A 26,855-nucleotide genomic window follows, 5' to 3' on the forward strand; every position below is an offset into this window, starting at 1 on the left:
ATGCAGTTGTCCCCCCTCAATCAGCGCCGACTAGCGCTGTTCAAGGCACACAAGCGCGGCTGGTGGTCGCTGTGGATTTTCCTTGCCCTGTTCGGACTCAGCCTCGGCGCGGAAATCATTGCCAATGACAAGCCCATCGTCGTGCGTTATGACGGTGAATGGTTCTTCCCGGTGTTCAAGCGCTATCCGGAAACGGCATTTGGCGGCGAATTTCCGTTGCAGGCCAACTACAAGAGCCCTTACATCAAGGAGCTGATCGCCGAAAAAGACGGCTGGATGATCTGGCCGGTCATTCCCTTCAACTATTCGAGCATCAACTACGAACTGCAGGTACCCGCCCCGGCCCCACCCTCGCTGGAGAATTGGCTTGGTACCGACGATCAGGGGCGCGACGTACTGGCGCGAGTCATCTACGGATTCCGCATCTCGGTACTGTTCGCCCTAACCCTGACGCTGATCAGCTCGGTGATCGGTGTTATCGCCGGCGCCCTGCAGGGTTTCTATGGCGGCTGGGTCGACCTGGTCGGACAGCGGTTCATGGAGATCTGGTCGGGCCTGCCGGTGCTCTATCTGCTGATCATTCTCGCCAGTTTCGTGCAGCCAAACTTCTGGTGGCTGCTGGGCATCATGCTGCTGTTCTCCTGGATGAGCCTGGTAGACGTGGTGCGTGCCGAATTCCTCCGCGGCCGCAACCTTGAGTACGTGCGGGCCGCGCGCGCCCTCGGCATGCAGAACGGCGCAATCATGTTCCGCCACATTCTGCCCAACGCCATGGTTTCCACCATGACGTTCATGCCGTTCATTCTCACTGGCGCCATCGGCACTCTCACCGCGCTTGACTTCCTTGGCTTCGGCCTGCCAGCGGGCTCTCCATCGCTAGGCGAATTGGTCGCGCAGGGTAAATCCAACTTGCAGGCGCCTTGGCTGGGTATCAGTGCATTCATGGTGCTGGCGATCATGCTCACCCTGCTGGTGTTTATCGGGGAGGCGGCGCGCGATGCCTTCGACCCAAGGAAATAACATGGCCGAACAACCGATTGCCGAGAATCTGGTCGAGGTCCGCGACCTGGCCGTCGAGTTCGTTACCGGCGAGCAGGCCCAGCGCGTCGTCGAAGGCGTGACCTTCGATATTCGCAAGGGTGAAACCCTGGCACTGGTTGGCGAAAGCGGCTCGGGCAAGTCGGTCACAGCCCATTCCATTCTGCGACTGCTGCCCTACCCGCTTGCCCGTCACCCTCAGGGCCAGATCCTGTTCCATGGCCAGGACCTGCTCAAGGCCGACGAAAAGGCAATGCGCAAAATCCGTGGCAATCGCATCGCCATGGTTTTCCAGGAACCGATGACCTCGCTCAACCCGCTGCATACCGTGGGCAAGCAGATCAACGAGGTGCTGGAGATTCACAAGGGACTGCGCGGCAAGGCGGCCAGCGCCCGGACGCTGGAGTTGCTCGAGCTAGTCGGCATTCCCGAACCGCACAAGCGCATCCGCGCCTACCCGCACGAGCTGTCGGGCGGGCAGCGGCAACGGGTGGTGATCGCCATGGCGCTGGCCAACGAGCCCGAGCTGCTGATCGCCGACGAACCCACCACTGCGCTGGACGTCACCGTGCAGCTGAAAATCCTCGAATTGCTCAAGGAATTGCAGGCACGCCTGGGGATGTCCCTGCTGTTGATCAGCCACGATCTCAACCTGGTCAGACGCATCGCCCATCGTGTATGTGTCATGCAGCGCGGTCGCGTCGTCGAACAGGCGTTGTGTGAAGATCTGTTCCGCTCACCCCAGCATCCTTACACCCAGGAACTGCTGGCGGCTGAGCCCAGTGGCGGTCCTGTGGCAGTCGAGGAAGCGGCGCCACTGCTGGAAGTCGAAGATCTGCGCGTGTGGTTCCCGATAAAGAAAGGGCTATTGCGACGCACCGTCGACCACATCAAGGCGGTCGACGGCGTGAACTTCAGCCTGCCCAAGGGGCAGACGCTGGGTATCGTCGGCGAGAGCGGTTCCGGTAAGTCCACGCTTGGATTGGCTATTCTTCGGTTGTTGGGTAGTCGGGGCGAGATCCGCTTCCAGGGCCAGCACCTGCAAAGCATGTCGCAGCGCCAGATACGGCCGTTGCGCCGGCAGATGCAGGTGGTCTTTCAGGACCCCTTCGGTAGCCTGAGCCCGCGTATGTCGGTCGGGCAGATCATTGGCGAGGGACTGCGCATCCACAGGATGGGTAATGCGCAGGAACAGGAACAGGCAATCATTGACGCGCTCGTGGAGGTTGGCCTTGATCCGGACACCCGGCATCGCTACCCCCATGAGTTTTCCGGCGGACAACGGCAACGTATTGCCATTGCCCGGGCTCTGGTTTTGAAGCCGGCGCTGATACTGCTCGACGAGCCGACCTCGGCGCTCGATCGCACGGTACAACGCCAGGTGGTGGAGCTTCTGCGCTCGTTGCAGGCCAAGTACAACCTGACCTACCTGTTCATCAGCCATGACCTGGCGGTGGTCAGAGCGCTCAGCCACCAGATGATGGTGGTCAAGCAGGGCCAGGTGGTGGAACAGGGTGCGGCCGCGGACATTTTTGCGGCACCGCAACATCCGTATACACAGCAGCTGCTGGAATCCGCCTTCATGGCACCCAGCTCTGCCGAACAACCAGAAGAGGGACAAGCACATGGGTTTTCTCACCGGTAAGCGCGTACTGATCGTCGGCGTTGCCAGCAAACTGTCGATTGCCTCGGGCATCGCCGCCGCCATGCATCGCGAAGGTGCAGAACTGGCTTTCACCTACCAGGGCGACAAGCTCAAGGGTCGCGTCGAGGAATTCGCTTCCGGTTGGGGCTCGAGCCCTGAGCTGTGCTTCCCCTGCGACGTTGCCAACGATGAAGAGATCGCGCGCGTATTCGAAGAACTGAGCAAGAAGTGGGACGGCCTGGACTGCATCGTACACTCCGTCGGCTTTGCTCCGGGCGACCAGCTCAATGGCGACTTCACCGAAGTCACCACCCGTGAAGGCTTCAAGATCGCTCACGACATCAGCGCCTACAGCTTCGTTGCCCTGGCCAAGGCCGGCCGCGAAATGATGAAGGGCCGCAATGGCAGCCTGCTGACCCTTTCCTACCTGGGCGCCGAGCGCACCATGCCGAACTACAACGTCATGGGCATGGCCAAGGCCAGCCTGGAAGCTGGCGTTCGTTACCTGGCCGGCAGCCTCGGCCCGGAAGGCACTCGCGTGAACTGCATCTCCGCCGGCCCGATCCGTACCCTGGCCGCCTCCGGCATCGCCAGCTTCCGCAAGATGCTCGCTGCCAACGAGAAGCAGACCCCGATGCGCCGCAACGTCACCATCGACGAAGTCGGCAATGCCGGTGCCTTCCTCTGCTCCGATCTCGCCTCGGGTATCAGCGGTGAAATCCTCTACGTCGATGGCGGTTTCAACACCACCGCGATGGGCTCGCTGGAAGACTGATCCCGCGCCTGTCTACGTAACGTAAAGCACCGAACCCCGCCTACTGGCGGGGTTCGTGTTTCTGGGGCGGTATCAACCGGCCGTGACCGTCATGCCGCCATCGGCCATGACCACCGAGCCCACCATGAAGCTGGCCCGCTCCGAGGCGAGAAAAGCGACGATCTCAGCGATCTCCTTCGGCTGCGCCGCACGACCGATGGGTGCGGCTTCGCCATGCTGGGCGAGAAAGCCCGGGCCGTCCTCGACCACGTCGTTGAGGATGTTGGTCACCACGTCACCGACGCCGATGGCATTGACTCGAATGCCATGCTCGATCGCCTCCAGCGCCAGCGTGCGGGTCAGCTGGGCCAATGCGCCTTTGGATGCCGTGTAGGCCGCGATGGTCGGAAAGGCGAAATAGGACGCATAGGAAGCAATGTTGACGATCGCCCCCGACCCGTTCGGCGTCATCGCCTTGACCGCTTCACGGCAATGCAGAAAGGCCGCGGTTACGTTGACCGCCTGGATGCGTTCCCAATCCTCGCGAGTCATGTCCACCACCAACTTGTTGATGATGATGCCGGCGTTGTTGACCAGGATATCCAACCGACCGAAATGCTCGATGCTCAGGCCGACCGCATGCTCGGCTGCGCCATCCTCGGTAATGTCCGCCAGCAGCGGCACCAGCCCCGGCCGAGCAAGCTCCTCGACGGCTGGGTTGATGTCTTCGGCGATGACCTTGGCGCCTCGCTCGTGCAGCAGCAAGGCGATGGCCCTGCCGATGCCACTGGCAGCGCCGGTGATCAGCGCGACCTTGCCTTCGACTTCCTGAACGACACAGTTATTTGAATCGGTCATGGTGCTCTCCTCTCTTATGTACTGCGCCACGAGGCGCGATGGGTTAACTGTCCCCCATCGCAGCAGTCTGAGCTCTCGCACACTTGCGCTGGCTATCGGGGTTTTGCGCGCAGCATCGATCTGCCGGACGCCGGGTCCTGCGCTACCCTTTCGCGTCGATCACTTGCAGTTCTTGCCAAGGAGCAAGCCATGCCGCGGTTATCACAAGCCCCGCCACGGCCCCATGCGGGGCAGGCCAGCCCCCAGTCGATGAGCCATTACCTGCCTGGTGAAGCGCACGCGACCGCACAGCAGCCGCCGATGCAGGACGTGGTGGTGCAGCTCTTCAGCCATCGCACGATCGTCGAGCCAATACAGGTGCCGGCGGTGGTAGAGCCGCTGCTGGTGCTGGTACTGGCCGGTGCGGCACGCGTCGAGGAGCGTACGCCGGGTGGGCAATGGAGCACCGCAACGGTCAGGGCCGGCGACTTCTTCCTGACCGATACCCATGAGCCGTACGAAATGCGTTGGCAGGCGCTGGAGGGCGACCGCTTCGAGGTGATGCACCTGTATCTCGGCCTGCCACTCATCGACCAAGCAGCACAGGAACTGCTCGGGCCGCAGAGCGCAGCGCTTGCATTGCTGGATGTATCCGGTGCCCACGATGAAACGATTCGCTGGTTGATGGAGAAACTGCACCACGAGCTGGTCGACCAGCGCGAGCCTAGCCTGCTTTGCATTCGCGGACTGGCCCAGGCACTGGCCGTGCATCTGGTGCGCCACTATCGGGATCCGCAAGACGCCGTCCGGCGCAGTAATGCCTTGCCTGCCTACAAGCTGCGGCGGGTGATCGAAGCGATGGATGCACAGCTAGCCGAGGATTTCAGTCTTGCTCAGCTGGCACGAATCGCCGAGCTGAGCGAATACCACTTCAGCCGGATGTTCAAACGTGCCACCGGGCTCTCGCCTTCACAGTACTTCATCGACCTGCGCATGGCGCGGGCGCGCCGACTGCTGATCGAAACACAGCGCAGCGTCATCGACATCGGACTGGAGGTGGGCTATTCGAGCCCGAGCCACTTCTCTCTGGTATTCCGCCGCGCGGTCGGCGTCACGCCCAGCACCTATCGCCAGGCATGAGCTGCCTTTGCTGGGGCGCCAGAAAGACAAAACCCCGGTCGTGATGACCGGGGTTCAGTTTGCAGAAATCCGACGTTCGCCGGGTTTCCGCCACGCAGGCTGATCAGCGCTTGGCGACCTGATCCTTCGGCAGCTTGAAGGTCCAGAGCATGCCGCCCTGATTGAACTCCTTCACCCGCTTGGCGACTTCACCGCCCCACAGCGGTACCGCACCACCCCAGCCGGACAGAACGGAGACGTACTGCTCGCCGTCCATTTCCCAGGTAACCGGAGAACCGATCACACCCGAGCCGGTGTTGAACTCGTAGACCTTCTTACCGGTCTTGGCGTCGAAGGCCATCAGGTAGCCCTCAGGGTTACCAGTGAAGACCAGGTTGCCCTTGGTGGCCAAAACGCCGCCCCATAGCGGAGCGTAGTTGTTATAACGCCACACTTCCTTGCCGGTCTTCGGGTCGATGGCGCGTAGTACACCGATGAAGTCGTCGTTGAGCGGCTTGATGGTGAAACCGGCACCCAGGTAGGCGGCGCCCTTCTTGTAGGCAACACCCTCGTTCCAGATGTCCATGCCCCACTCGTTGGACGGCACGTAGAACAGACCCGTGTCCTGGCTGTAGGCCATCGGCATCCAGTTCTTGCCGCCCAGGAAGGAAGGCGCGACGAACACGGATTTGCCTTTGTCGGCGTCGCCGGGGTTACCGGGTCGGTGGGTATCGTCAAAGATCGGACGGCCAGTCTTGTCCAGGCCCTTGGCCCAGGTGATCTTGTCGACAAACGGGAAGCCGCGGATGAACTTGCCGTTGGTACGATCCAGCACGTAGAAGAAGCCGTTGCGGTCTGCAGTACCGGCGGCCTTGATGGTCTTGCCGCCTTCCTGATAGTCGAAGGAGATCAGCTCGTTCACACCGTCGAAGTCCCAGCCGTCATGCGGAGTGGACTGGAAATGCCATTTGATCGAGCCGTCGTTCGGGTCCAGTGCCAGACGCGAAGACGAGAACAGGTTGTCGCCAGGGCGCAGGTGCGAGTTCCACGGAGCGGGGTTACCGGTGCCGAACAGCAGCGAATCGGTATCCGGATCGTAGTAGCCGCCCAGCCAGGGCGCTGCACCGCCAGTCTTCCAGAGATCGCCAGGCCAGGTTTTGCCGGCTTCGCCGCCGGAAATTCCACTTTCGACCTTCTTGCCATCCTTCCAGACGTAACCCATGTGGCCTTCCACGGTAGGACGGGTCCACAGCAGATCGCCATTCTTCGGGTTGTACGCCTCGACTTTACCGACCACGCCGAACTCGCCGCCGGAGACACCGGTAATGAGCTTGCCGTTGACCACAAGCGGTGCAGAAGTCAGCGAGTAACCGGCCTTGTAATCCGCAACGGTCTTCTTCCAGACCACCTTGCCAGTGTCCTTGTTCAGGGCGACCAGCTTGGCATCCAGGGTGCCGAAGATAACCAGATCGTCATACAGCGCAACGCCGCGGTTGATCACGTCGCAGCACGGCATGATGCCGTCCGGCAGGCGCGCATCGTACTGCCACAGCTCTTTACCGGTGCGGGCGTCTACCGCATAGACACGCGAATAGGAGCCGGTGATGTACATCACGCCGTCCTTGATCAGCGGCTGTGCTTCCTGGCCGCGCTGCTTTTCACCGCCGAGAGAGAAGCCCCAAACCGGTCGCAACTGATTGATGTTATTTGTATTCAACGTTTCCAGGGGGCTGTAGCGCTGGCCCTGCAAGCCCAGACCATTGGTGACGATCTGATGGGTGGACTTGGCGTCGTCGAGGATTTCCTGGTCGGTTACGGCCCAGGCGTGCAGGCTGGACATCGCCACCGCGGCGCATAGCGCCGTCAGGGCGAAGGGCTTGCGAAGACCGGTGTGCTTCATTGCGGCTTACCTCTGCGGGTTCATTGTTATGCCGGGAAATTTTCCCGGTCTGCCGTTGATTCTTGGTTTGCGCCGCCTCGCCAACAATTGCCCGCAGTACCGATTTCCCTACTCCCTTGGTAGCAATACTCCCCCGCAAGCAGCGCAAACCCTGCTTTTGCTGCTCGTTACGGGCCGCCAGCGGCACCGAAGTCGCAGCCATTCAGCCGGAAAAGACTATTCCGCTGTGCCCGCTCAGCCCCTAAAACGGACGACCCCTCGCTCAGAAGGATACGAGCCATGTTGCGCCCTACCCTGATCATCGCCCTCACCGCCCTTACATTCACCGTCGCTCACGCAGCCACACCGATTCGCCTCGGGCTCAACTACCCGAGTACCGGCAATTACAAGTCCGAAGGGCTGGAGCTACGCCGTGGCGCCATGCTCGCCGTCGAGCAGATCAACCAAGCTGGCGGTGTGCTCGGGCGCCCGCTGGAACTGGTCAGCCTCAACTCCGCAGCCCGTGCGGAAAAGGCCCGAGCGAACGTCGAGCGATTCGCCAGCCAGGGCGTGGCGATGGTATTCGGCGGCGCCAATAGCGAGGAGGCGCTCACTGCCGGCCAGCGTGCCCGCGAACTCGGGCTTCTCTATTTCCCGACTCTCGGCTACGCCAACGAGATCACCGGACGTGACGGTCATCGTCATCTGTTTCGTGAATCAAATAGCGCCTGGATGAGCGCGCGCGTGTTGGGTGAATACCTGAGCTGGCACATGCCAAACCGACGCTACCACTACATCAGCCTCGATGATGCGTGGGGGCGCAGCATGGAGCAGGCCCTGCGCGAAGCGACCAAGAGCCGCGACCGCGCTCGTCATGGCTACTCGAAGATCGCTGAGCGCGGTGCTCGACGCGGCGATTACCTGAGCGCTCTGCAAAAGGCCGCTGCCAGTCAAGCAGATGTGCTGGTGATCGTGCTGCTTGGCGAGGATCTGGTGCAGACCATGCGCCTGGCGCAGACACTGGATTTGGGCAAGCGCATGCAGATCATCGTGCCCAACCTCACGCAGAGCATCGTTGAGCAAGCCGGGCCACTGGTGATGGAAAATGTCATCGGTACCGAGGCCTGGACCTGGCGGGTGCCGCAGCGAGAAAAAAGTGAAGCCGGACAGGCATTCGTCGAGCGTTTCATCGCGCTGCACCAAGGCTACCCCGGTAGCACTGCGGCGTCGGCGTACAGCATCGTCCAGCAATGGGCCGACGGCGTAAGGCGGGCTGGCCGACTCGATAGCGAAGCCGTCATCGCGGCGCTTGAGAACCATCGCTACAGCCTGCTGAAGGATGAGCAGTACTGGCGCGACTTCGACCACCAGAACGTCCAGAGCATCTACGCTGTGCGGGTTCGAGATCGCAGCGAGATCATGCAGGACCGTTTCAAGCAGGACTATTTCACGATCATCCATCGCATGGATGGTGAAGAAGCGGCACCAAGCCTGGACGATTGGCAGCAGGAACGTGGTGATCAACTGCAACTGCAGTAGCGGCTGTCCACGACAACCTGGCGCGCCTTCACTCGTCGACGCGCGGCAGCGCCATGGCTTCGTAGCGCGGATACAGATGGCTGACGCTGCGAATCAGCTCGTAACGGGTCAAGCTGATGCCGGCGAAACGCTCCGGGATCGGGCTCTGAATCACCTCATTCATGTCTGCGCCCGTGCTGGCTGCATCGCGCAACAAGGCGTCCAGCCAAGCGAGGTAATCGCGCATCTGTGTGAAGGGCTCGGCGTCGTCGGCCACCGGGCCATGACCGGCCACCAGCAACTTCCAGGGTAGCGCCTGCAGGGTATCGAGATCATCCAGCCAAACGTCCAGGCCCGGGCTGTTCGGCGTAGTCAGCGCGCGCTGATAAAAGAGGATGTCGCCGGCGAAGAGTACGCCACTGCGTTCATCGAGAATTGCCAGGTCTGCTCCGGTATGACCGCGTAGCGCCAGCAGACGCAGCGTGCGATTGCCGATCTGCAGGGCGCCGGGCTCAAGCGTTTCATTTGGCAGCATCACCTCGGTGCCACGCATCCAGTCGCCGACCAGGCGGTACATGTTCTCCGCCATGGCATTGCCCTGCTCGCGCAGCAATTCGGTAGTGCCAACCAGCGCAGCGATGGGTACATCGGCGAACGCCTGGTTGCCCAGCACATGGTCGGGGTGGTGATGAGTGAGCAGAACCTTGACCACCGGCCGGTCGGTAACGCTGGCGATGGCCGCGCGCATCGCCTCGCCGTAACGCCTGGACGGCCCGCTGTCGATCACCACCACGCCGGCATCCGTGACGATGAATCCCGTGTTGACGATATTGCCGCCATTGCGCTTGTCGAAGTTGTCGGTGGCCCCTTCCAGCAGCCAGACGTCATCGGCGATCTGCCGTGGCTGTAGGGCGTAATGCAGCTCGGCCTGTACGGGCAGCACCAGACAGAACGCGAAGATAAGCATGAACAGGCGCATGACGCCTCCTTGGCTTGGTTTGCAGGCTTGGCGCATTCACGACCGCGAGCGCACGGCTAGAAGGCTGCTTCGAACTCGTTGCCGTTGTTGTCGCGCAGCCATAGACGGGTGTCCTGACTGCCCTTCACTTCCAGGCTCAGACTGGGGTTTTCGCTGACAGCGGGATACAGCTCCAGCGCTGCCAGAACCTGGCCGTGCGCATCGCGCAGCTCGGCCTGATTGAGAAAGAACTCGGGGATACCGCCCACCAGGCCGTTATCCATGGGGTGGGATACCTGCACGCGTAGCCGGCTGAGGTCGCCCCGTGGAAAGCGCCCACCAATCACCTCCCCTAGCCGGTCTTCCCAGCCTTGCTGTGCGCGCACAACGCTCGGCGCCGTGCAGCCGCCGCCTGCGGCATCGACCTTGGCCGAGCCGATGTGCCATAAGCCGTCACGCGTCAGCACGGCAGCGCGAATCGGCGTCGCCTGTTCGACCCGAATGCGAATCGCCACCAGCGGCAGCACTTGGTCGCCAGGAGTAAAGGTGAAGATACGCGGGATCGGGTTGAGGTCGGCCCACGCCTCGATGCGCACAACCTCATCGCCCAGGGCGCGGGCATCGATGTGTATTGGCACCTGGCGGGAGTCCTCGGCGAACGGCGGCACCTGGACCTGTACGCGTTCGTCGAACACGTAGGGCTCGCCGTCGAGCAGGCCCTTGTGGTGGTATTCCCACATCACCGACTGCAGCGGGTCGGCCTCAGCCGCCATCACGGGCGATGTCAGGAAGGCGCTTAGCAGCAGCAAGATTCGGACGCTCATATCGACTCCTCGAACGGCGATCCGCGGCGGGATCGGCATGGCGCTGCCGGTCAGCGACCAGCCACGTCGCTCTCCACATCCTGGTACAACCCGGGCAACTCGTAGCTCAATCCATAGCTGGCATAGAGTTTCTCCAGCTGACCTTCAAGAATAAGCGGTTCCAGCACCTCTTCCAGCGCGTAGGCCAGCTGCCGGTTGGATTCATGCACCGCCATGCCCAGATCCCACACCTGCTTGCCCATGTTCGGGTACGCATTCTCGGCGAGTTTCAGGTGGTCATCGCTGGCCTGGTGGAGCAGCCATTCGATTTCCCCACGCATGGCCATGGTTGCATCCACTTCGCCCTGCCGCAGCGCGGCGAAGGCCTGCTGCACGCTTGGGTAGTGATGGGTATTTTTCGCCAACCGCCCTTCGAATACCGAGGACAGATAAAACGAGGGCACGCTATCGACCTCCACCCCTATCGGGTGGTACTGGAAGATCGCCACGCTTGGCACTTCATCCACACGGCGATCATCGTAAGCGGTCTGCCAGCGTTCACGCTGATAGGGACCGAACATCACCACCAGCTCGTTGATCACCTCACCCAACTCGTTGCGCTTGTAGGCAAACTCACGATCGTATGGCACGCGGAGCATCACATCGGCCAGTACGTCCGGACGCAAGTAATGCCCCTTCCAGATGAAGTTGCGCAGGTCATCGTCCAGCGTTTCGTCCGGGCTCACCCATAGCAACTGCAGCTTCAAGCCAAGCCCTTCAGCCAGCTTGCGCGCCAGTTCGACATCGACCCCGCGCGGCTCCCCGTCCTGCTGATAGCTGTACGGAGGGAAGTTCTCGTACATCGCCACCTTGAGCACGCCGGACTCGATGATGTCATCGAAGGCGCGCACCTTGACCACATCCGCCTGCGCCAATGCGCAACAGAGCGTCAGCCACAACGCCAGAACGAGCCGCACGGCGTTCATCACTGCTTGGCCGCTTCGCTTTCGATATAGGTGCGGATGGCCCACAGCGCTTCCTGGCTGAGCGTGTCGGCCATGCGCGGCATGTAAACGGCGCCGTCACGCACCGCACCGTTGATTACCCGCTCCTTGTACCACTCGTCACCGTCGTAGCTGGCCTCGAGCTCACGCAGATCAGGCGCAATGCCGCCGGAAATGGCTTCCAGGCCATGGCAACGGGCGCAGTTCTGGTTGTAGGCAGAGGAGCCGATTTCCACGGCCACATCATAGTGCTCGTTCGGAGCGCGGTAGGGGTTTTCGTCCAGCCATTCTTCACCGAGCGATGGCAGACCTTTGGTGTTCACTGCCTGCGGCGTCACATCGCCGTGGGCCATGACCAGACCAGCCATACCGAGGAAACCCGCTGCCAGCAGTGAGCGCAAAAAGATCTTGTTATTCATGACTACCACCCTCTATTCGAGAACCTGTGCAAGGCAGCCCCCATCGGAGCGCATGGTGGTCATGTTGGAGGGGCGAGCGGGCTGGCAGAATCCTGCTTTGGACGCCTGCATCTCCTCCCTTGGTACTGGGTTTTGCCACCACCTTTTGCAGCAGCCCGCACGCCACTCCGGTAGCAAGGCCAAACACCGGGCGTTTGGGAAGTATTCCCGGTCTTACCGGGAGATTTTCCGTGTCGGCTTCGGCGGCGCTCTCCCAATAATCGAATCGCCAGGCCACCGCTATACGGCGGCCTCGTCCGAATCGACCAAGGGAATCGCAACCATGACAACAAGATCGCACCCCGGCATCAAACGCCCACTCGCCGTCGCCGTGCAATGCCTGGCACTGGCCGGCAGCCTCGCCTGGGCAGGTGCTGCACTAGCCAAACCGGTCAGCTGGGAAGACATCGCCAACGATCACGTGACCACCAGCAACGTGCTGCAGTACGGCATGGGCACCAACGCCCAGCGCTGGAGCCCGCTGGCTCAGGTCAACGAAAACAATGTGTTCAAGCTGACTCCGGCCTGGTCGTTTTCATTCGGTGACGAGAAGCAGCGCGGACAGGAATCCCAGGCCATCATCCATGACGGCGTGATCTACGTGACCGGTTCCTACTCCCGCGTCTTCGCGCTGGATTCCAAGACCGGCAAGCGCCTGTGGAGCTACGCACATCGTCTGCCCGACGACATCCGCCCCTGCTGCGACGTGGTCAACCGCGGCGCCGCCATTTATGGCGACAAGATCTACTTCGGCACGCTCGATGCGCGCCTCGTCGCACTGAACAAAGACACCGGCAAGGTCGTCTGGAACAAGAAATTCGGTGATCATGCCGCCGGCTACACCATGACCGGGGCGCCGACTCTGGTGAAGGATGGCAAGACCGGCAAGGTGCTGCTGGTACACGGCAGCTCGGGTGACGAGTTCGGTATCGTCGGCAAGCTATTCGCTCGCGACCCGGATACCGGTGAAGAAGTCTGGATGCGCCCTTTCGTCGAGGGCCACATGGGGCGCCTCAACGGCAAGGACAGTACCCCCACCGGCGACATCAAAGCGCCGTCCTGGCCGGATGATCCCAACCACCCGACCGGCAAGAAAGAAGCCTGGAGCCAGGGCGGCGGCGCTCCATGGCAGAGCGCCAGCTTTGACCCGGAAACCAACACGATCATCGTCGGCGCCGGTAACCCGGCCCCGTGGAATGGCTGGGAGCGCACTAGCGACGGCGGAAACCCGAAGGATTACGACAGCCTGTATACCTCCGGTCAGGTCGGCGTCGACCCAAGTACTGGCGAGGTGAAGTGGTTCTACCAGCACACGCCAAACGACGCCTGGGACTTTTCCGGCAACAACGAACTGGTGCTGTTCGACTACAAGGACAAGAACGGCAAGACCGTCAAGGCCACTGCCCACGCTGACCGTAACGGTTTCTTTTATGTAGTCGACCGCAAGGACGGCAAACTGCAGAACGCCTTCCCTTTCGTCGACGGCATCACCTGGGCCAGCCATATCGACCTGGAAACCGGCCGTCCGGTTGAGAACGAGGGCCAACGCCCGCCCAAGCCGGAACCCGGCGAGAAACACGGCAAATCGGTGGAGGTCTCCCCGCCGTTCCTTGGCGGCAAGAACTGGAACCCCATGGCGTACAGCCAGGACACTGGCCTGTTCTATGTGCCGGCCAACCATTGGAAAGAGGACTACTGGACCGAAGAAGTCAGCTACAAGAAGGGCTCGGCCTACCTCGGTCAGGGTTTCCGTATCAAGCGCATGTTCGACGATCACGTCGGTATTCTTCGCGCGATGAACCCCACCACCGGCAAGGTGGAATGGGAGCACAAGGAAAAACTGCCGTTGTGGGCCGGCGTATTGGCCACCAAGGGCAACCTGGTCTTCACGGGCACCAGCGACGGCTACTTCAAGGCCTTCAATGCAAAAACCGGTGAGGAGCTGTGGAAGTTCCAGACCGGCAGCGGAATCATCTCGCCGCCAGTCACCTGGGTCCAGGACGGCGAGCAGTACGTCGGCGTGACCGTCGGCTACGGTGGTGCCGTACCGCTGTGGGGCGGAGACATGGCCGTGCTGACCAAACCGGTCGCCCAGGGCGGCTCCTTCTGGGTGTTCAAATTGCCGGACTGGGAAAACAAGACCGCGAAGCGATGAGCTAAAGCGTGCCCGTCATAGCGGCGGGCACGCCTCAGCACCAAGGTACAGCGCTTCACGCGGTACGTCTGGCAAGTCGGCAACGAGTTGGCGCTCTCGCCGATAAGCCAGAAATGCCGCGCGAGCGCTCCTTTCCGCCTACTCCCCGGATGAATCGTCATGACTACACTCCCCCACCTGCTACTGCCACTGGCGCTTCTGGCCAGCAGCGCAACCTTTGCCGCCGAGGGCGGGCCTCTGACCATCAACGGCTGCGTCCTTGAACCCGATAGTCAGTGTGCCAACGCCGACCTGCGCGGTGCCGACCTCAGCAATCAGGATCTTCGACGGATAAACCTCGCCGGTGCCAATCTGTCAGGTGCGAATCTGCGTCATGCTGTGCTCGATCTAGCCAATCTGGAAAAGGCCGACCTTACCGACGCCACCCTGAACCGCGCGAGCCTGCAGCAGGCCAATCTGCGCCTGGCAAATTTCACCAACGCCCGGCTGATTGCCATTCAAGGCTGGGGCCTCTTCGCCCAGGCGGCGCAGTTCAAGGGCGCTGACCTCACCGGTGCCTATCTTGAGTTTGCTCGTATGAGCGGCGCAAAGATGCACGACAGCAATCTGCGCGCTGCGGATCTGGAAATGACCTGGCTCAGCAAAGCGGATCTCAAGGGTGCCGATCTGACCGATGCCAACCTGCAGGAGGCGAAGCTCAACGATGCCAATCTGGGCGATGCCGTGCTGACCGGTGCGCGCAGGCATTACGCGACCTTTCAGGGGACTAACATGGAAGGCTGCAAGGACTGCCCGCACGACTGGGAAAAATGACAAACCAGTCCACGAACAAAGCGCGATTTGTCGTCATTGCCGGGCTCAATCGACCTGATTGAGAAATCTGTAGCTGCGCCTCCTCACGAAATTCATCCAGTCGCCGACTTAATGACTAGGCGGTCTTGCCTCACCACTGGATGCAAATACGATGTTCAACAATCACCTCAAACGAGAACTGGCCGAGCTACGCGAAGAAGTCGCGATCAACGGCCAGATCAAGGACTCGTTGTACAGGGAGATGATGGTCTTGGAAGTGGACCGGCAAGGACGCATCGAGCACGCCAACGAACTGTTCCTCAGCGAAATGGGCTATCGCCGTGACGATATTGTCGGCCGTCCACTTGACGACTTCTTCACTCAGCCGTTTCGCGGCGAGCCCAATTACGCTCGGCTGAAAAACGCCATGCAGCGCGCCGAACACATCAGTGGTGCCTATCGGCTGCTGCGCGGCGATGGCAAGGAAGCCTGGCTACGCTCCATCTGGCAACCGATCAAGGGCTCGGACGGCACGCTGCACCGCTTCACCCTGTGCGCGACCAACCTGACGCGCACCATCGAAACCTCCCGCGAACATGAGGCGGTGATCAATGCCCTGATGCGCTCGACCGCGGTCATCGAATTCGACCTGAGCGGGCATGTCATCACCGCAAACAAGCGCTTTCTTGACGGCATGGGTTATCGCCTCGAGCAAATCACGGGCAAGCACCACCGCATGTTCTGCGACCGCGAAGAAGCCGACTCGGCTGCGTACCGGGAGTTCTGGTCCAGCCTGAACCGCGGCGAATACATCGTCGAACGCTTCAAGCGGATCGACGCACATGGCCAAACGGTTTGGCTCGAAGCCTCCTACAACCCGGTACACGACGCACACGGCAAACTGTACAAGGTGATCAAGTTCGCCACGGTCGTCACCGATCAGGTCAACCGTGAACTGGCCGTCGCCGAGGCCGCAACCATTGCCTACGATACCTCGCGGCACACCGACCTCAGCGCCCAGCGAGGTGCCCAAGTCGTTCAGCAGACGGTCGACGTGATGCGTCGTATTGCGCAACAGATGCAGCAGGCCTCCGACGGCATCGAGGCGCTCGACAAACAGTCCCAGCTGATCAGTGCAATCCTGAAGACCATCAGCGGCATCGCCGACCAGACCAATCTACTGGCGCTCAACGCAGCCATCGAAGCGGCGAGAGCTGGCGACCAGGGCCGCGGTTTCGCCGTGGTGGCTGATGAGGTGCGCCATTTGGCCGCCCGAACCAGCAATGCTGCAGAAGAAATCATTGGTGTGGTGCAGAAGAACCAGGACCTCGCGCAAGCGGCTGTACGCAGCATGTCCACCAGCCGGAGCCAAGCCGAACAGGGATTGGAGTTCGCCAACCAGGCTGGTGCGGTGATCGTCGAGATTCAGGACGGTGCGCAACGCGTGGTGAGCGCCGTCGGGCAGTTTGCCAGCCAACTGAAGACCTGATGAATACCAGGCGCCCCATTGCCCAGGAAATCAATGGCGACAGTCTTCTGGACTGCGCTATAGCGAGGGCATGCAAACTGTCTGGCGAGCGCTCAAAACACGCGATGGAATGCTTCCAGGCTGCGGTGTGTTTTGCCTGTCTTTCTGGTTTCCGAGGATCCAACGATTGAGCCAGAAACTAATCATTCATATTCCGCAACATGCTGAGCTCGACAAGCTGCCAGCGTTCGAGGGGATCACGTGCGAACGCATCGTCACTCCAGCGACGCCGGACGACTTTCGTGCAGCGGTAAACGAAATAGCTGCATTCAGCTGCATCGGATTCGATACCGAATCCAAACCGACCTTCAAGGTCGGCGAGGTTTCCAGCGGCCCGCATCTGATCCAGTTTGCCACGCCGGACAAGGCCTATCTGTTCCAGGTGTTCGCGCCAGGTTGCATCGAAGCGGCTCGTATCGTGCTTCAGGCACGGGATATCGTGAAGATCGGATTCGGATTGAAGTCCGATCGCAGCCGGCTGCGCAGCAGGCTGGATATCCAAGCGAACCAGCTGCTCGACCTCGGTTCAACCCTGCGCTATCAGGGCAAGAAGGGTCAGGTGGGCCTGCGCGGCGCTGTAGCTGGAGTGCTCAACGCACGGGTCAGTAAATCCCGCAGCGTGGCAACGTCGAACTGGGCAAGAGCCACGCTGACAGAGGCTCAGCAATCGTATGCAGCGAACGACGCCTATGCAGCGTTAAGGGTCTTTCTCGGCCTGCCTGCCGAACAGCAGCAAATGCTGTTAGGCGAAGGCCGCAATTGACCACAGACCTGCGCTTACCCATTTAGCAGGTCTGCGCTGCGCCGTGCAGGGGGCGGCCTGCTCAGGCCTCGCAGACCATCCGGTCGCCGACGCGCAACAGGCCCTGATCAATAGCCAGGTGTACCAGCTCCGCCTGGGAGCTGATCTCCAGCTTGTTTTTCAGCAATGCCATATGGTTCGAGACAGTCTTGCTGCTGATGCACAGCCGCTCGGCAATCTCCCGGTTGCCTATCCCGCGGGCGAGCATGATGAAGATCTCCATCTCCCGCGGCGTCATCTCGGCCAAGCGCCCCTTCATCGGGGACTGTGAGGGCCTTTGGCACGCCAGCTCGGTGGCCAGCGGCTGCTCGATGAAGGACTGCCCGGAGAGCACCTTGCGTACCGCCTCGACCAGCACGTCGGGTGCGCAGCGCTTGGTCAGATAGCCGGATGCCCCGGCATCCAATGCCTGACGGACCAGCGCCAGCTCATCGTGCATGCTGAAGATCAGCACCGGCAACAGCGGTAATCGCTGCCGCAGGCGGCGGCAGGTTTCCAGCCCGCTGATGCCGGGCAGCCCCAAGTCGAGGACAACCAGGCTGGGAATGCTCTCCTGCACCTGCTGCAGCGCCTGCTCGCCACTGGCCGCCTCGCTGACCGTCACCTCTGGGAGTAACGCGGTGAGCAGACTGGCGTAGCCCTGACGTACCACCGCATGGTCATCCACCAGCAGGATCTTCATGACGCTACCTCTTTCGATGCCAGGTTCAAATAAAGCGTCCAGCCACTTCCTGGCCGATGCCTCAAGCGCAGCCGAGCGCCGAGGCAGCGCGCATGCTCGACCATCGAGCGCAGGCCAACCCCGGCCTGCTCCGGAGGCGAGCCGTGACCGTTGTCGCAGAGCAGCAAGCGCAGGCCGTTGCCTGTGCCGTGCAAATGCAGCCTCACTCGCGTGGCGCGCGCGTGGCGGGCTACATTGGTCAGCGCCTCTTGCACCATGCGATATAGATGAACCTTGGCATCCATCGACAGCGCGGGAATCACACCCTGCCGCCGGACTTCGCACGCGATGCCCTGCGTGTTCTGCCATTGCTGGGCGAGTTGATCGATAGCATCTTCAAGGTCCAGGTGATCGAGCATTACCGGATATAGATCGTGCACCAGCGCACGAAAGCCGTTTTGCAGGTCGAGGCTGTGTCGCTCGAGATGGGCCGCGTTTTCACGTACGGCATCCGGCTGGTCCGCCTGCACGCGAAGCAAGCAGACCCGAGCGCGAATTCCGGCGAGATACTGGCCAAGGTCGTCGTGCAGCGCTTGCGCCAGCCGGGTGCGTTCGCGCTCCTGCAAGGCGAGCAGCGCCTGGGTCAACCGGTCGTTATCCGCCCGGGTATCTTCAAGCGCAGCGGCCATATGATTGAACCGCTCGGCCAGTTGGCGAGCTTCGGCGAATCGATGTGACGGCAAACGGGTATCGAGGCGGCCGTCGGCAATACGCACCAGCGCGCTCAGGAGTTCGCCCAGCACGCGCATCCCCGGCCGCACCGCCCAGCGGATCGCCAGCAGGCAAAGCAGCAACGCAAGGCCGAACAACACCAGCAGCTGCAGCAGCGAATCTCGAACCTCCTCGACCTCATCACTCGGGTCGACACTGATCAGCAGGCGCTCGCCGTTCGGCAGGCCTACCACCGTTGGCGCAACCTGCTCGGCCGGATACAGCCAGGCACCTAACCAGTCGTCGAACCTCGATTCAGCAGAACTTAGGTCAGCGTCCTGCTCCTTCAGCCAACGCACGCGAATGTGCCGCAGGCTATCGGTAAGCCCCGGGCGCAACGACTCAGGATTACGCTCGACCATTTCACTGAGATAACCCACCACCGCAGCAGCGGCATCCAACTCGCGCTGCACGTCATGGCTGGCCTGGCGGATAAGCACCGCCAGGCAAACCAGCGTTACCAGCGCAAAAAACAGCGTGACAAGCAAATTGATTCGCCAGAGCGCGGACATGTCACAGATCTCCTGTAGCCACTGAGCGGTCCGGCCCGGCGGCATGCACTGCAACCAGCCTCACTTGACTACGAATCGGCCTTCCATCCCCTTGTTTTGCAGGCCCTTGCAGTAGAACGGATAGCTGCCCGGCTTGACCGGCAGGAAGAAAATCTCCGCTTCACCGGCATCCTCGAATTCCAACTCGACCAGCGTGATGGCCTTGATCTCTACCCCACCCGCTTCAATCTTGCGCAGGAAAATGGATTGGGCGAATTCGGGAGCCTGGAAAGCGCACTCCTTCTGGCCGTCGGAGCTGACCTTGAGCTGATAGGCAACGCCCGTTTCAAGCTGGTATTCCTTTTGCGAGACGGCGTAGTCGCTCTCCTCCGAGCCGAACCGTAGGTCTGGCAACGCCTGGGTACGGCGGGTCAGATCACCGGCGGCATGGCCCTGATCGAAACCAATCAGGCTGCCGATGAACAGCAAGTTGAGCAGCAGCGCTTTGTAGGTGGGCATGGCGATGGCCTCATTTATTGTTTTCGGTAGCCCATCCTAAGGCGCCCCAAGCGGCCCAGCTTCCTACCTTGGTAGCGGCCAGTTGCATTCAGATCGGTCGCGATCCTGCTGTTTTGAGCAGCCCAAAAGGCAAGAACGCGATCAGCCGGCCCCGGATTCGGCCGTTGAGCGCCGTTCTGCGCTTCGGTGGTTTTCCCGAGGGACGCCCGAGCCGATCAGCAACCGGCCAAAACCAGTACCAAAGTAGCAAGACCAAGGTATCACTCAACAAATCACGGCCCAGGCCGCCATAACGGTACACGTGATGCCATATGGACATCGGCCTCCTGCTACTGCACCACGCCAGAGAATCGCGGCGGTTTCACCGTGCACGTACGCCACCAATTTTCTTGCGCTAATCAGGAGTGGGAACCGTGATGTCACTTAAATCCATACAACAGCGAATCGCTGTCATTGGCGGACTGTGTCTGCTTGCGACAGCCGGAATACTGATCGGCTACAGCGTGTACATCGCCAGCTCTACACAGCAGCTGGTCTCAAGCCGCGTCAACCAGCAAGCGCAGAACGACGCGCTGCAAACCCTGCAAAACCTCGGCGGAAAATACGCGGGCGATATCCGCTCCAAATTTACTGAAGCCATGGAAGCCGCACGCGGTATGGCGACAACCTTCGCAGTAGGTAAAGCGAATTCGACGAGTGGCGACGGCCTGCAGATCGGCCGCAATGAGGTCAATTCAATCCTGCTGAACGTGCTCAAGAGCCAACCAGACTTCAACGGCACCTACTCATGCTGGGAGCCGGACGCAATCGACGGCCAGGATTTCCTCTTTACCGGCGGCCAGAACGGCAACAACGAGCAGACCGGACGCTTCACGCCCTACTGGACCCGCGGGGCAGACGGCAAGATAGCGGTTCAGCCGCTGGTCGAGTACGACACCATGGACAAGCACCCCAATGGCGTACTCAAAGGTGGTTGGTACATCGGCCCAAGGGAAAGTCTCAAGGAAAGCGTGCTCGGCCCGCTTCCCTATATCGTGCAGGGCAAACAGGTCTGGCTGGCGACACTGTCGGTTCCGATCATTGTCGATGGTCGTTTCATGGGTGTGGCGGGCACCGACTACAACCTCGATTTCGTACAGAAGATCAGCCAGGAAGTATCCGGCAAGCTGTTCGACGGTCAGGGCGAGGTGGCGATCATCAGTGATCAGGGGTTGATCGTGGCGGAAAGTCGCCATCCGAACCTGATTGGCCAGCATTTCCAACAAGTCATGCCGGGCGACTGGCAAACAGCGTTGAACTCCATTCAGAAAGGCGAAGAGCTCGCGCGCATAGACGATAGCGGCATGGTCGTCGTCTTCGCCCCCATCGTATTGGGCCGTACCGGCAAGCCCTGGTCGATGATGCTGAAGATCGACAAAGCGATTGTGCTGGCCAAGGCGAACGAACTGAAAGCCGAGATGGACGCGCAAAGTAACAAGAGCATGCTGCAGCAAATCGGCGCTGGCGTGCTCATTTCGATTCTCGCGGTCATTGCGCTGTGGATTTCTTCACGCGCGATCGCGCTGCCTATCCGCAAAGCCGCCCAACTGGCCGGCGCGATTCAGAAAGGCGACTTCTCGCAGCGCCTGGGGCATCAGTCGGAAGACGAAGTGGGCCAGCTTTCCGCCAGCCTCGATCGGATGGCAGACAGCCTTCAGGAACAGGTGCACGTAGCCGAGCGCATTTCCCAGGGCGATCTGGCGGTGGAAGTCCGTCTGGCATCTGACCAGGACCAACTCGGTCTTGCGCTGCGGCGAATGGTCGAAAACCTCAACGAACTGGTATCCCAGGTGCAGTTGAGCTCCGGGCTGATCAATGACAAGGCCGGGCAAGTGACGGCGTTGAGCCAGGATCTCTCCAACGGTGCTACGGAGTCAGCCTCCGCAGTCACAGAAATCAGCGCCACCATCAATCAGATGGCCGCGCAGATCCGCCAGACATCCGAATACTCAGGGGAAGCCAATGCGCTGTCGCGTAGCTCCGAGCATTCGGCACGCAGCGGCAACGAGCTGATGGTCACCCTGAAAGCCGCCATGCAGGAGATCAATCAGTCCGGTCTGGATATCACTAACATCATCAAGGCGATCGAAGAGATTGCCACGCAAACCAACCTGCTGGCGCTGAATGCCGCCATTGAAGCAGCCCGTGCCGGTGAGCATGGCCGCGGATTCGCAGTGGTTGCCGATGAGGTTCGCCAGCTCGCAGCCCGTAGCGCCGAAGCCGCACAGCGCTCTACCCGTCTGATCCAGGAGTCGAACGCGCGGACGATCAAGGGCATGGAGCTCACCGACGATACTGCTCGGGCACTAGAGGCGATCGTCCAGGGCGCGGCGCAGGTCTCGCAGTTGGTGGATGAGATTGCTTCGGCATCGAGCCAACAGGCGTCCGGCATCGAGCAGGTCAGCCTGGCCATCGGCCAGATCGATGAGGTCGTCCATCACAACAGCACGAACTCGGAGCAGTCCACCCGAGCTGCTCAGGAGCTGACGCAGCAGGCGCAGCAGATGATCGTGCAAGTCGGGCGGTTCAAAGTCCGGCACTCCCGCTAAGGAGCTGTGGCGGCGCTGGCTCCAGCGCCGCCTCAACCTGCCGAGGTTTCTACGACCTTGGTACACCGCGACCGGTACTTTCTGCATATTCCCCCGCCCCACCATGGTTCCTATGCTGCCTACAACGCCACAGGAGCTGCCCATGCGCCATGTATTACGACGAGCTGGTTTCCTGATCGCCCTCACCTGCTGCGCGCCCTTCGCCGCAGGGGCCCCTAGCGCCGAACTGTCGATACGAATCGGCTATCTCGGCTATCGCCCGGACACCGGCCCGGTGCTCTCCAACGTCATTCCCGAGCCGGACGATGCGGGCCTGCGCGGCGCTGAACTGGCGATTACTGACAGCAACAGCACTGGGCGCTTTCTCAAGCACAGTTACATACTCGAAACGATTACCAGCGAAACATCGGAGGACCTGCTGGAGCAGGCAGCCGAGCAATACGCCGCTGGCTTGCGCCTGTTCGTGGTCAACACCCCGGCTGCGACTCTGCGCCAGCTGTCCTACACCATGCCCGAAGCCTTGCTGATCAACGCAGGTAGTGCCGACGATGCGCTGCGCAGCCAGAGCTGCCTGGCAAACGTTCTGCACACCCTGCCCAGCCGCAGCATGCTTGCCGATGCGCTTGGCCAGTTTCTCGCGGCGCGCCGCTGGAATCGCTGGATGCTGATCGCAGGCCCCACTGATGATGACCAGGCCTATGCCGAGGCATTGCGTCGCGCGGCCAAGCGCTTCGGCCACCGCATCGTGCTGGAAAAGCCCTGGAGCTTCGATAACGACCAGCGTCGCAGTGCCCAGGCGGAGATGCCGCTGTTCACTCAGGGCGCCGAATACGACGTAGTACTGGTGGCCGACGAGCGTGGCGACTTCGGCGAGTACGTGCCGTATCACACCTGGCTGCCGCGTCCGGTCGCGGGCACTCAAGGGCTGACCGCCACCGGCTGGCATAAAACGGTGGAAACCTACGGCGCCGCCCAACTGCAGAAACGCTTCGAGGCGCACGCCAAGCGCTGGATGAACGACCGCGATTTCGCCGCGTGGATGGGCGTGCGCAGTCTCGCCGCCGCAGTGACGCGCCTGCGCAGCACCGACGCGGCGCAGATCCGCCAGTTGTCTCTCAGCGGCGATCTGCCGTTGGACGGCTTCAAGGGACGCAAGCTGAGCTTCCGCCCCTGGAACGGCCAGTTGCGCCAGCCGATTCCCCTTGTGCACCCTCGCGCGCTGGTTTCGAACTCGCCGCAGGATGGCTTCCTGCACCCCACCAGCGAACTGGACACCCTGGGCTTTGACGCGCCGGAAAGCAGCTGCCGCCTGAGCGAGGCTCGCCCATGAACCACTTGGCTGCAGGCTTGCTCGGCTTGGCTGCTTTGTCCAGCGCAGCTGCCCAAGGCGATGAGCTGGGCTATGAGGCCTACGTCGACAGTCCAAAGCGCATCAAATGCCTCTATGGTTACGTAACAGCAAAAACCGGCAACTTCGATGCGGCCAAAGCCATATTCGAAGACTGCGTAGCGCGCTGGAACGACGTTTACTCGCTGATCTCGCTGGCACAGATGTACGAGAGCGGCAGCGGCGTGGAGCCGGACCTAGGCAAAGCCGCCGCGCTACTCAAACAAGGCGCAGAACAATCGGATGACGTCAGCTACGTCAGCCTGGCGCGTTACCACTGGGGAATTGCTCTGGCGGAGGGACACGGCGTCACAGCTGATCGCGCTGCCGCACGCACCTGGCTGCAACGCGCCGCCGCCGGAGGCCAAGAGGAAGCCATTGAATATCTGCTGCGGCTCGACGAAGGCCGTGCGACAGCCCCATAACAAAATAACGACAAGAGAGCCCGACATGACCAGAACTGCACTTGCCGCTGCGATCGCCCTCGCCCTGAGCCTTGCCAGCGGCTCGGCTTCGGCCGCCACCGCTTACGTTTCCAACGAGAAAGACGACAGCATCAGCGTGATCGATCTGAACAAGATGGAAACCGTCGAGACCCTGCAGGTCGGCATGCGCCCACGCGGCCTGACCCTCTCCCACGACAACAAGTTGCTGTACATCTGCGCCAGTGACTCGGACACCGTGCAGGTGATGGATCTGGCCACACGGCAGATCATCAAGCAGCTGCCCTCGGGCGCCGATCCGGAGCAATTCGCGCTGCATCCCAACAACAAATGGTTGTACATCTCCAACGAGGATGACGCGCTGGTGACGGTGGTCGACGTCGAGAAAGAAGAGGTGCTGGCCCAGATCGATGTCGGAGTCGAACCCGAGGGTATGGCCGTCAGCCCGGACGGAAAGTGGGCGGTCAATACCAGCGAAACCACCAACATGCTGCACTGGATCGACACCAGCACCAACGAATTGGTGGACAACACACTGGTCGATCAGCGCCCGCGCCACGTCGAGTTCGACAAAGACAGCAAGCTGCTCTGGGCATCGGCCGAGATCGGCGGCACGGTCAGCGTGGTGGACGTGGACAAACGCGAAATCCTCAAGGTCCTGACATTCAAGATCAAGGGCGTGCATCCGGACAAGGTGCAGCCCGTGGGCATCAAGCTCTCCTCCGATGGCAAATACGCCTTCGTCGCGCTCGGCCCGGCCAACCACATCGCGGTAGTCGACGCGAAAACCTACGAGGTGCTGGATTATCTGCTGGTGGGCCGGCGCGTCTGGCACATGGCCTTCAACCCTGACGAGAGCCTGCTGCTGACCACCAACGGCGTCAGCGGCGACGTATCGGTGATCGATGTAGCCAAGCTGAAGGTCACCAAATCGATCAAGGTCGGCCGTTATCCATGGGGCGTGGTGGTCACGCCATGAATGCACTTGAAGTTACTGATGTCGCATTCGCCTACGGTGCGCGCCGGGCACTCGACGGGGTGACTTTTAGCGCGGCAAAGGGACGCTTTACCGCCCTGCTGGGCCCCAATGGTGCGGGCAAGTCGACACTGATCGCGCTGCTGACTCGTCTTTACGATCTGCAGCAGGGCCAGATCCATATCGCCGGTTTCAGCCTACGTGATGCCCCGCGCAAAGCCCTTGTGCGCCTGGGCGTCGTGTTCCAGCAGAGTACGCTGGATCTGGACCTGACCGTGGAGCAGAACCTGCGCTATCACGCTGCATTGCATGGCATGCCCAGGCAGGTGGCTTGCGAACGTATTGAGCTGGAGTTGCAGCGCCAGCAGCTCGGCGAGCGCCGCCAAAGCAAAGTGAGAGAACTCAATGGCGGCCACCGCCGACGCGTGGAAATCGCCCGTGCGCTGTTGCACCGACCCGATCTCTTGTTGCTCGATGAAGCCAGCGCCGGCCTTGACCCAGCCAGCCGGCAGGCACTCAACCAGCATGTGCGCCTGCTCTGCGAGGAGCGCGGCATGAGTGTGCTGTGGACCACCCACCTGCTCGATGAAGTGCGCAGCGACGACGACCTGCTGGTACTCAACCGTGGTCGCTTGGTGGGCCAGGGTCGCGCAGCGACGCTCGCCGTCGAAGGTGAGGATCTGGCCGCGAGCTTTGCAAGACTGACCGGCAAAGAAGCACAAAGCGGTGAGAGCAGCCCAGGCTACGAACGATCTCGGCAAGCCGCCACGCCATTCGGGGTCGATACCGTCGCCACGGGCAAAGCAACGGCTGGGTCCGGTGCCAAGGCTGCTCCTGAGACAAATGCAGCCCCCAGACCTGGGCACCACTCCTGATGAGCATCTATTGGGAATGCCTGCGTGGGATCGTTCTGCGCGAATGGTTGCGTTTCGTGCAGCAGCGCTCGCGCTTCTTCAGCGCCCTGGTGCGCCCGCTGCTGTGGCTGGTGGTGTTCGCTGCAGGCTTTCGCGCGGCCCTTGGGATCGCGATCATCGAGCCGTACGAAACCTATATCACCTATGAGACCTACATTGTTCCGGGGCTGGCCTGCATGATCTTGCTGTTTAACGGCATGCAGGGGTCGCTCTCGATGGTGTATGACCGCGAAATGGGCAGCATGCGGGTGCTGCTGACCAGTCCTTTGCCACGCAGTTTCCTGCTGGCCAGCAAATTGATGGCCACGGCACTGATTTCACTGCTGCAGGTTTATGCGTTTCTTGCCATTGCCTGGTTCTACGGCGTTCAACCGCCGCCGCTTGGCCTACTCGTCGCCCTGCCCGCCCTGCTACTGGTGGCGCTGCTACTCAGCGCGCTGGGCTTGTTGCTGTCCAATGGCATCCGCCAACTGGAGAACTTCGCCGGGGTCATGAACTTCGTCATCTTCCCGATGTTCTTCCTGTCCTCAGCGCTGTACCCGCTTTGGAAGATGCGTGAAGCCAGCGAATGGCTGTACTGGATCTGCGCGATCAACCCTTTCTCCTACGCTGTCGAGCTGGTTCGTCACGCACTGTACCTGCGGCTCGCCCCCACAGCGCTGCTGGTTTGCATCGGTCTGACGCTGCTGTTCAGCCTGCTCGCTGTGCTCAGCTTCAACCCGCAGCACGCAGCATTGCGCCGTTCGGCATGAGGCAATTACTACTTTGGTACCGGTCTTACTCTCCATCGTAGGATTTCAAAGACGAGGCCAATG

The 26,855-nt window shown here is 61.3% G+C and carries 24 protein-coding genes; 15 read left to right on the forward strand and 9 right to left on the reverse strand.

The genetic code is table 11. The annotated features are described in order from the left end of the window. Genes CXK91_RS03205 through fabI form a run of 3 tightly spaced genes read left to right on the forward strand, consistent with a single transcriptional unit; the run spans position 1 to position 3,458 of the window. A complete protein-coding gene (locus CXK91_RS03205; protein WP_103454929.1) occupies positions 1-1,020 on the forward strand; it encodes an ABC transporter permease in 1,020 nt (339 codons plus the stop codon). A 1-nt stretch (position 1,021) separates the two neighbouring features. Next, positions 1,022-2,683: an ABC transporter ATP-binding protein gene (locus CXK91_RS03210; protein ID WP_103454930.1), complete on the forward strand. Its 1,662-nt coding sequence runs from the start codon at positions 1,022-1,024 to the stop codon at positions 2,681-2,683. Beyond that, positions 2,664-3,458, forward strand: a complete 795-nt coding sequence (gene fabI / locus CXK91_RS03215) for an enoyl-ACP reductase FabI (RefSeq protein ID WP_003282073.1) — start codon at positions 2,664-2,666, stop codon at positions 3,456-3,458. The genes CXK91_RS03210 and fabI overlap by 20 nt, the downstream gene beginning before the upstream one ends. A 72-nt stretch (positions 3,459-3,530) precedes the next feature. Here fabI and CXK91_RS03220 read toward each other — a convergent pair whose 3' ends face one another. Next, positions 3,531-4,295: an SDR family NAD(P)-dependent oxidoreductase gene (locus CXK91_RS03220; RefSeq protein WP_103454931.1), complete on the reverse strand. Its 765-nt coding sequence runs from the start codon at positions 4,293-4,295 to the stop codon at positions 3,531-3,533. A 249-nt stretch (positions 4,296-4,544) separates the two neighbouring features. Here CXK91_RS03220 and CXK91_RS03225 point away from each other — a divergent pair, with 249 nt between their 5' ends. Then, positions 4,545-5,414, forward strand: a complete 870-nt coding sequence (locus CXK91_RS03225; RefSeq protein WP_103455013.1) for a helix-turn-helix domain-containing protein — start codon at positions 4,545-4,547, stop codon at positions 5,412-5,414. Positions 5,415-5,517: 103 nt separating this feature from the next. Here the strand turns inward: CXK91_RS03225 and CXK91_RS03230 are convergent, their stop codons facing one another. After that, the gene (locus tag CXK91_RS03230) at positions 5,518-7,293 is read right to left on the reverse strand and encodes a PQQ-dependent methanol/ethanol family dehydrogenase (protein ID WP_103454932.1); all 1,776 of its coding nucleotides are present in this window, start codon (positions 7,291-7,293) and stop codon (positions 5,518-5,520) included. A gap of 279 nt (positions 7,294-7,572) precedes the next feature. On the opposite strand from CXK91_RS03230, the gene CXK91_RS03235 reads away from it, so the two are divergent. Further along, positions 7,573-8,811 (forward strand): ABC transporter substrate-binding protein, encoded by a 1,239-nt coding sequence (locus tag CXK91_RS03235; RefSeq protein ID WP_103454933.1) that lies wholly within the window; start codon positions 7,573-7,575, stop codon positions 8,809-8,811. A 28-nt stretch (positions 8,812-8,839) separates the two neighbouring features. On the opposite strand, the gene CXK91_RS03240 is transcribed toward CXK91_RS03235, so the two are convergent. From CXK91_RS03240 to pedF, 4 genes are read right to left on the reverse strand one after another with little or no spacing between them, the layout of a single operon-like run. Next, complete coding sequence (locus CXK91_RS03240) at positions 8,840-9,769, reverse strand: quinoprotein relay system zinc metallohydrolase 1 (RefSeq protein WP_103454934.1); 930 nt, start codon at positions 9,767-9,769, stop codon at positions 8,840-8,842. Between the two features lie 56 nt (positions 9,770-9,825). Next, positions 9,826-10,572 carry a quinoprotein dehydrogenase-associated SoxYZ-like carrier gene (locus CXK91_RS03245; protein WP_103454935.1) on the reverse strand — a complete coding sequence of 249 codons (747 nt, stop codon included), beginning with the start codon at positions 10,570-10,572 and terminating at the stop codon, positions 9,826-9,828. Between the two features lie 50 nt (positions 10,573-10,622). Next, positions 10,623-11,537, reverse strand: a complete 915-nt coding sequence (locus CXK91_RS03250; RefSeq protein WP_103454936.1) for a substrate-binding periplasmic protein — start codon at positions 11,535-11,537, stop codon at positions 10,623-10,625. Continuing rightward, the gene (gene pedF, locus CXK91_RS03255; RefSeq protein ID WP_103454937.1) at positions 11,537-11,974 is read right to left on the reverse strand and encodes a cytochrome c-550 PedF; all 438 of its coding nucleotides are present in this window, start codon (positions 11,972-11,974) and stop codon (positions 11,537-11,539) included. Before pedF ends, CXK91_RS03250 begins: the two co-directional genes overlap by 1 nt. 322 nt (positions 11,975-12,296) lie before the next feature. Here pedF and exaA point away from each other — a divergent pair, with 322 nt between their 5' ends. The 4 genes from exaA (at position 12,297) to CXK91_RS03275 (ending at position 17,251) form a co-directional block, all read left to right on the forward strand. Further along, a complete protein-coding gene (gene exaA, locus CXK91_RS03260) occupies positions 12,297-14,168 on the forward strand; it encodes a quinoprotein ethanol dehydrogenase (protein WP_103454938.1) in 1,872 nt (623 codons plus the stop codon). A gap of 159 nt (positions 14,169-14,327) precedes the next feature. Then, positions 14,328-14,981, forward strand: coding sequence for a pentapeptide repeat-containing protein (locus CXK91_RS03265; RefSeq protein WP_103454939.1), 654 nt, complete (start codon positions 14,328-14,330; stop codon positions 14,979-14,981). Between the two features lie 151 nt (positions 14,982-15,132). Further along, complete coding sequence (locus tag CXK91_RS03270; RefSeq protein WP_103454940.1) at positions 15,133-16,449, forward strand: methyl-accepting chemotaxis protein; 1,317 nt, start codon at positions 15,133-15,135, stop codon at positions 16,447-16,449. A 166-nt stretch (positions 16,450-16,615) separates the two neighbouring features. Further along, positions 16,616-17,251, forward strand: a complete 636-nt coding sequence (locus CXK91_RS03275) for a 3'-5' exonuclease (protein WP_181003906.1) — start codon at positions 16,616-16,618, stop codon at positions 17,249-17,251. A 61-nt stretch (positions 17,252-17,312) separates the two neighbouring features. Here the strand turns inward: CXK91_RS03275 and CXK91_RS03280 are convergent, their stop codons facing one another. From CXK91_RS03280 to CXK91_RS03290, 3 genes are read right to left on the reverse strand one after another with little or no spacing between them, the layout of a single operon-like run. After that, positions 17,313-17,972 (reverse strand): response regulator transcription factor, encoded by a 660-nt coding sequence (locus CXK91_RS03280; RefSeq protein ID WP_103454942.1) that lies wholly within the window; start codon positions 17,970-17,972, stop codon positions 17,313-17,315. Beyond that, positions 17,969-19,234, reverse strand: a complete 1,266-nt coding sequence (locus CXK91_RS03285; protein ID WP_103454943.1) for a HAMP domain-containing sensor histidine kinase — start codon at positions 19,232-19,234, stop codon at positions 17,969-17,971. Before CXK91_RS03285 ends, CXK91_RS03280 begins: the two co-directional genes overlap by 4 nt. A gap of 60 nt (positions 19,235-19,294) precedes the next feature. Beyond that, on the reverse strand, positions 19,295-19,732 hold the full coding sequence (locus CXK91_RS03290; RefSeq protein WP_103454944.1) for a copper-binding protein: 438 nt from the start codon (positions 19,730-19,732) through the stop codon (positions 19,295-19,297). A gap of 416 nt (positions 19,733-20,148) precedes the next feature. On the opposite strand from CXK91_RS03290, the gene CXK91_RS03295 reads away from it, so the two are divergent. The 6 genes from CXK91_RS03295 (at position 20,149) to CXK91_RS03320 (ending at position 26,792) form a co-directional block, all read left to right on the forward strand. Further along, positions 20,149-22,320, forward strand: a complete 2,172-nt coding sequence (locus tag CXK91_RS03295) for a methyl-accepting chemotaxis protein (protein ID WP_103454945.1) — start codon at positions 20,149-20,151, stop codon at positions 22,318-22,320. Positions 22,321-22,462: 142 nt separating this feature from the next. Further along, on the forward strand, positions 22,463-23,650 hold the full coding sequence (locus CXK91_RS03300; RefSeq protein ID WP_103454946.1) for an ABC transporter substrate-binding protein: 1,188 nt from the start codon (positions 22,463-22,465) through the stop codon (positions 23,648-23,650). After that, complete coding sequence (locus tag CXK91_RS03305; protein WP_103454947.1) at positions 23,647-24,132, forward strand: tetratricopeptide repeat protein; 486 nt, start codon at positions 23,647-23,649, stop codon at positions 24,130-24,132. The genes CXK91_RS03300 and CXK91_RS03305 overlap by 4 nt, the downstream gene beginning before the upstream one ends. Beyond that, complete coding sequence (locus tag CXK91_RS03310; RefSeq protein WP_423833537.1) at positions 24,032-25,129, forward strand: YVTN family beta-propeller repeat protein; 1,098 nt, start codon at positions 24,032-24,034, stop codon at positions 25,127-25,129. The genes CXK91_RS03305 and CXK91_RS03310 overlap by 101 nt, the downstream gene beginning before the upstream one ends. Further along, entirely contained in the window at positions 25,126-26,001 is an 876-nt protein-coding gene (locus CXK91_RS03315; RefSeq protein WP_256055717.1) for an ABC transporter ATP-binding protein, read from the forward strand. The genes CXK91_RS03310 and CXK91_RS03315 overlap by 4 nt, the downstream gene beginning before the upstream one ends. Then, entirely contained in the window at positions 26,001-26,792 is a 792-nt protein-coding gene (locus CXK91_RS03320) for an ABC transporter permease (protein ID WP_103454949.1), read from the forward strand. Before CXK91_RS03315 ends, CXK91_RS03320 begins: the two co-directional genes overlap by 1 nt. Positions 26,793-26,855 lie beyond the last annotated feature (63 nt).

It is taken from the genome of Stutzerimonas stutzeri, assembly GCF_002909485.1.
GTDB classification, from domain to species: Bacteria; Pseudomonadota; Gammaproteobacteria; order Pseudomonadales; family Pseudomonadaceae; genus Stutzerimonas; species Stutzerimonas stutzeri_AH.

Excerpts from the sequence above, each read along its gene's own strand:
- fabI (WP_003282073.1), top strand. The coding sequence starts at position 2,664 with ATGGGTTTTCTCACCGGTAAGCGCGTACTGATCGTCGGCGTTGCCAGC.
- CXK91_RS03240 (WP_103454934.1), bottom strand. The coding sequence starts at position 9,769 with ATGCGCCTGTTCATGCTTATCTTCGCGTTCTGTCTGGTGCTGCCCGTA.
- CXK91_RS03265 (WP_103454939.1), top strand. The coding sequence starts at position 14,328 with ATGACTACACTCCCCCACCTGCTACTGCCACTGGCGCTTCTGGCCAGC.
- CXK91_RS03295 (WP_103454945.1), top strand. The coding sequence starts at position 20,149 with ATGTCACTTAAATCCATACAACAGCGAATCGCTGTCATTGGCGGACTG.
- CXK91_RS03210 (WP_103454930.1), top strand. The coding sequence starts at position 1,022 with ATGGCCGAACAACCGATTGCCGAGAATCTGGTCGAGGTCCGCGACCTG.
- CXK91_RS03245 (WP_103454935.1), bottom strand. The coding sequence starts at position 10,572 with ATGAGCGTCCGAATCTTGCTGCTGCTAAGCGCCTTCCTGACATCGCCC.
- CXK91_RS03235 (WP_103454933.1), top strand. The coding sequence starts at position 7,573 with ATGTTGCGCCCTACCCTGATCATCGCCCTCACCGCCCTTACATTCACC.
- CXK91_RS03280 (WP_103454942.1), bottom strand. The coding sequence starts at position 17,972 with ATGAAGATCCTGCTGGTGGATGACCATGCGGTGGTACGTCAGGGCTAC.
- CXK91_RS03225 (WP_103455013.1), top strand. The coding sequence starts at position 4,545 with ATGAGCCATTACCTGCCTGGTGAAGCGCACGCGACCGCACAGCAGCCG.
- CXK91_RS03315 (WP_256055717.1), top strand. The coding sequence starts at position 25,126 with ATGAATGCACTTGAAGTTACTGATGTCGCATTCGCCTACGGTGCGCGC.
- CXK91_RS03205 (WP_103454929.1), top strand. The coding sequence starts at position 1 with ATGCAGTTGTCCCCCCTCAATCAGCGCCGACTAGCGCTGTTCAAGGCA.
- CXK91_RS03270 (WP_103454940.1), top strand. The coding sequence starts at position 15,133 with ATGTTCAACAATCACCTCAAACGAGAACTGGCCGAGCTACGCGAAGAA.
- CXK91_RS03320 (WP_103454949.1), top strand. The coding sequence starts at position 26,001 with ATGAGCATCTATTGGGAATGCCTGCGTGGGATCGTTCTGCGCGAATGG.
- exaA (WP_103454938.1), top strand. The coding sequence starts at position 12,297 with ATGACAACAAGATCGCACCCCGGCATCAAACGCCCACTCGCCGTCGCC.
- CXK91_RS03285 (WP_103454943.1), bottom strand. The coding sequence starts at position 19,234 with ATGTCCGCGCTCTGGCGAATCAATTTGCTTGTCACGCTGTTTTTTGCG.
- CXK91_RS03230 (WP_103454932.1), bottom strand. The coding sequence starts at position 7,293 with ATGAAGCACACCGGTCTTCGCAAGCCCTTCGCCCTGACGGCGCTATGC.
- CXK91_RS03305 (WP_103454947.1), top strand. The coding sequence starts at position 23,647 with ATGAACCACTTGGCTGCAGGCTTGCTCGGCTTGGCTGCTTTGTCCAGC.
- pedF (WP_103454937.1), bottom strand. The coding sequence starts at position 11,974 with ATGAATAACAAGATCTTTTTGCGCTCACTGCTGGCAGCGGGTTTCCTC.
- CXK91_RS03220 (WP_103454931.1), bottom strand. The coding sequence starts at position 4,295 with ATGACCGATTCAAATAACTGTGTCGTTCAGGAAGTCGAAGGCAAGGTC.
- CXK91_RS03290 (WP_103454944.1), bottom strand. The coding sequence starts at position 19,732 with ATGCCCACCTACAAAGCGCTGCTGCTCAACTTGCTGTTCATCGGCAGC.
- CXK91_RS03250 (WP_103454936.1), bottom strand. The coding sequence starts at position 11,537 with ATGAACGCCGTGCGGCTCGTTCTGGCGTTGTGGCTGACGCTCTGTTGC.
- CXK91_RS03300 (WP_103454946.1), top strand. The coding sequence starts at position 22,463 with ATGCGCCATGTATTACGACGAGCTGGTTTCCTGATCGCCCTCACCTGC.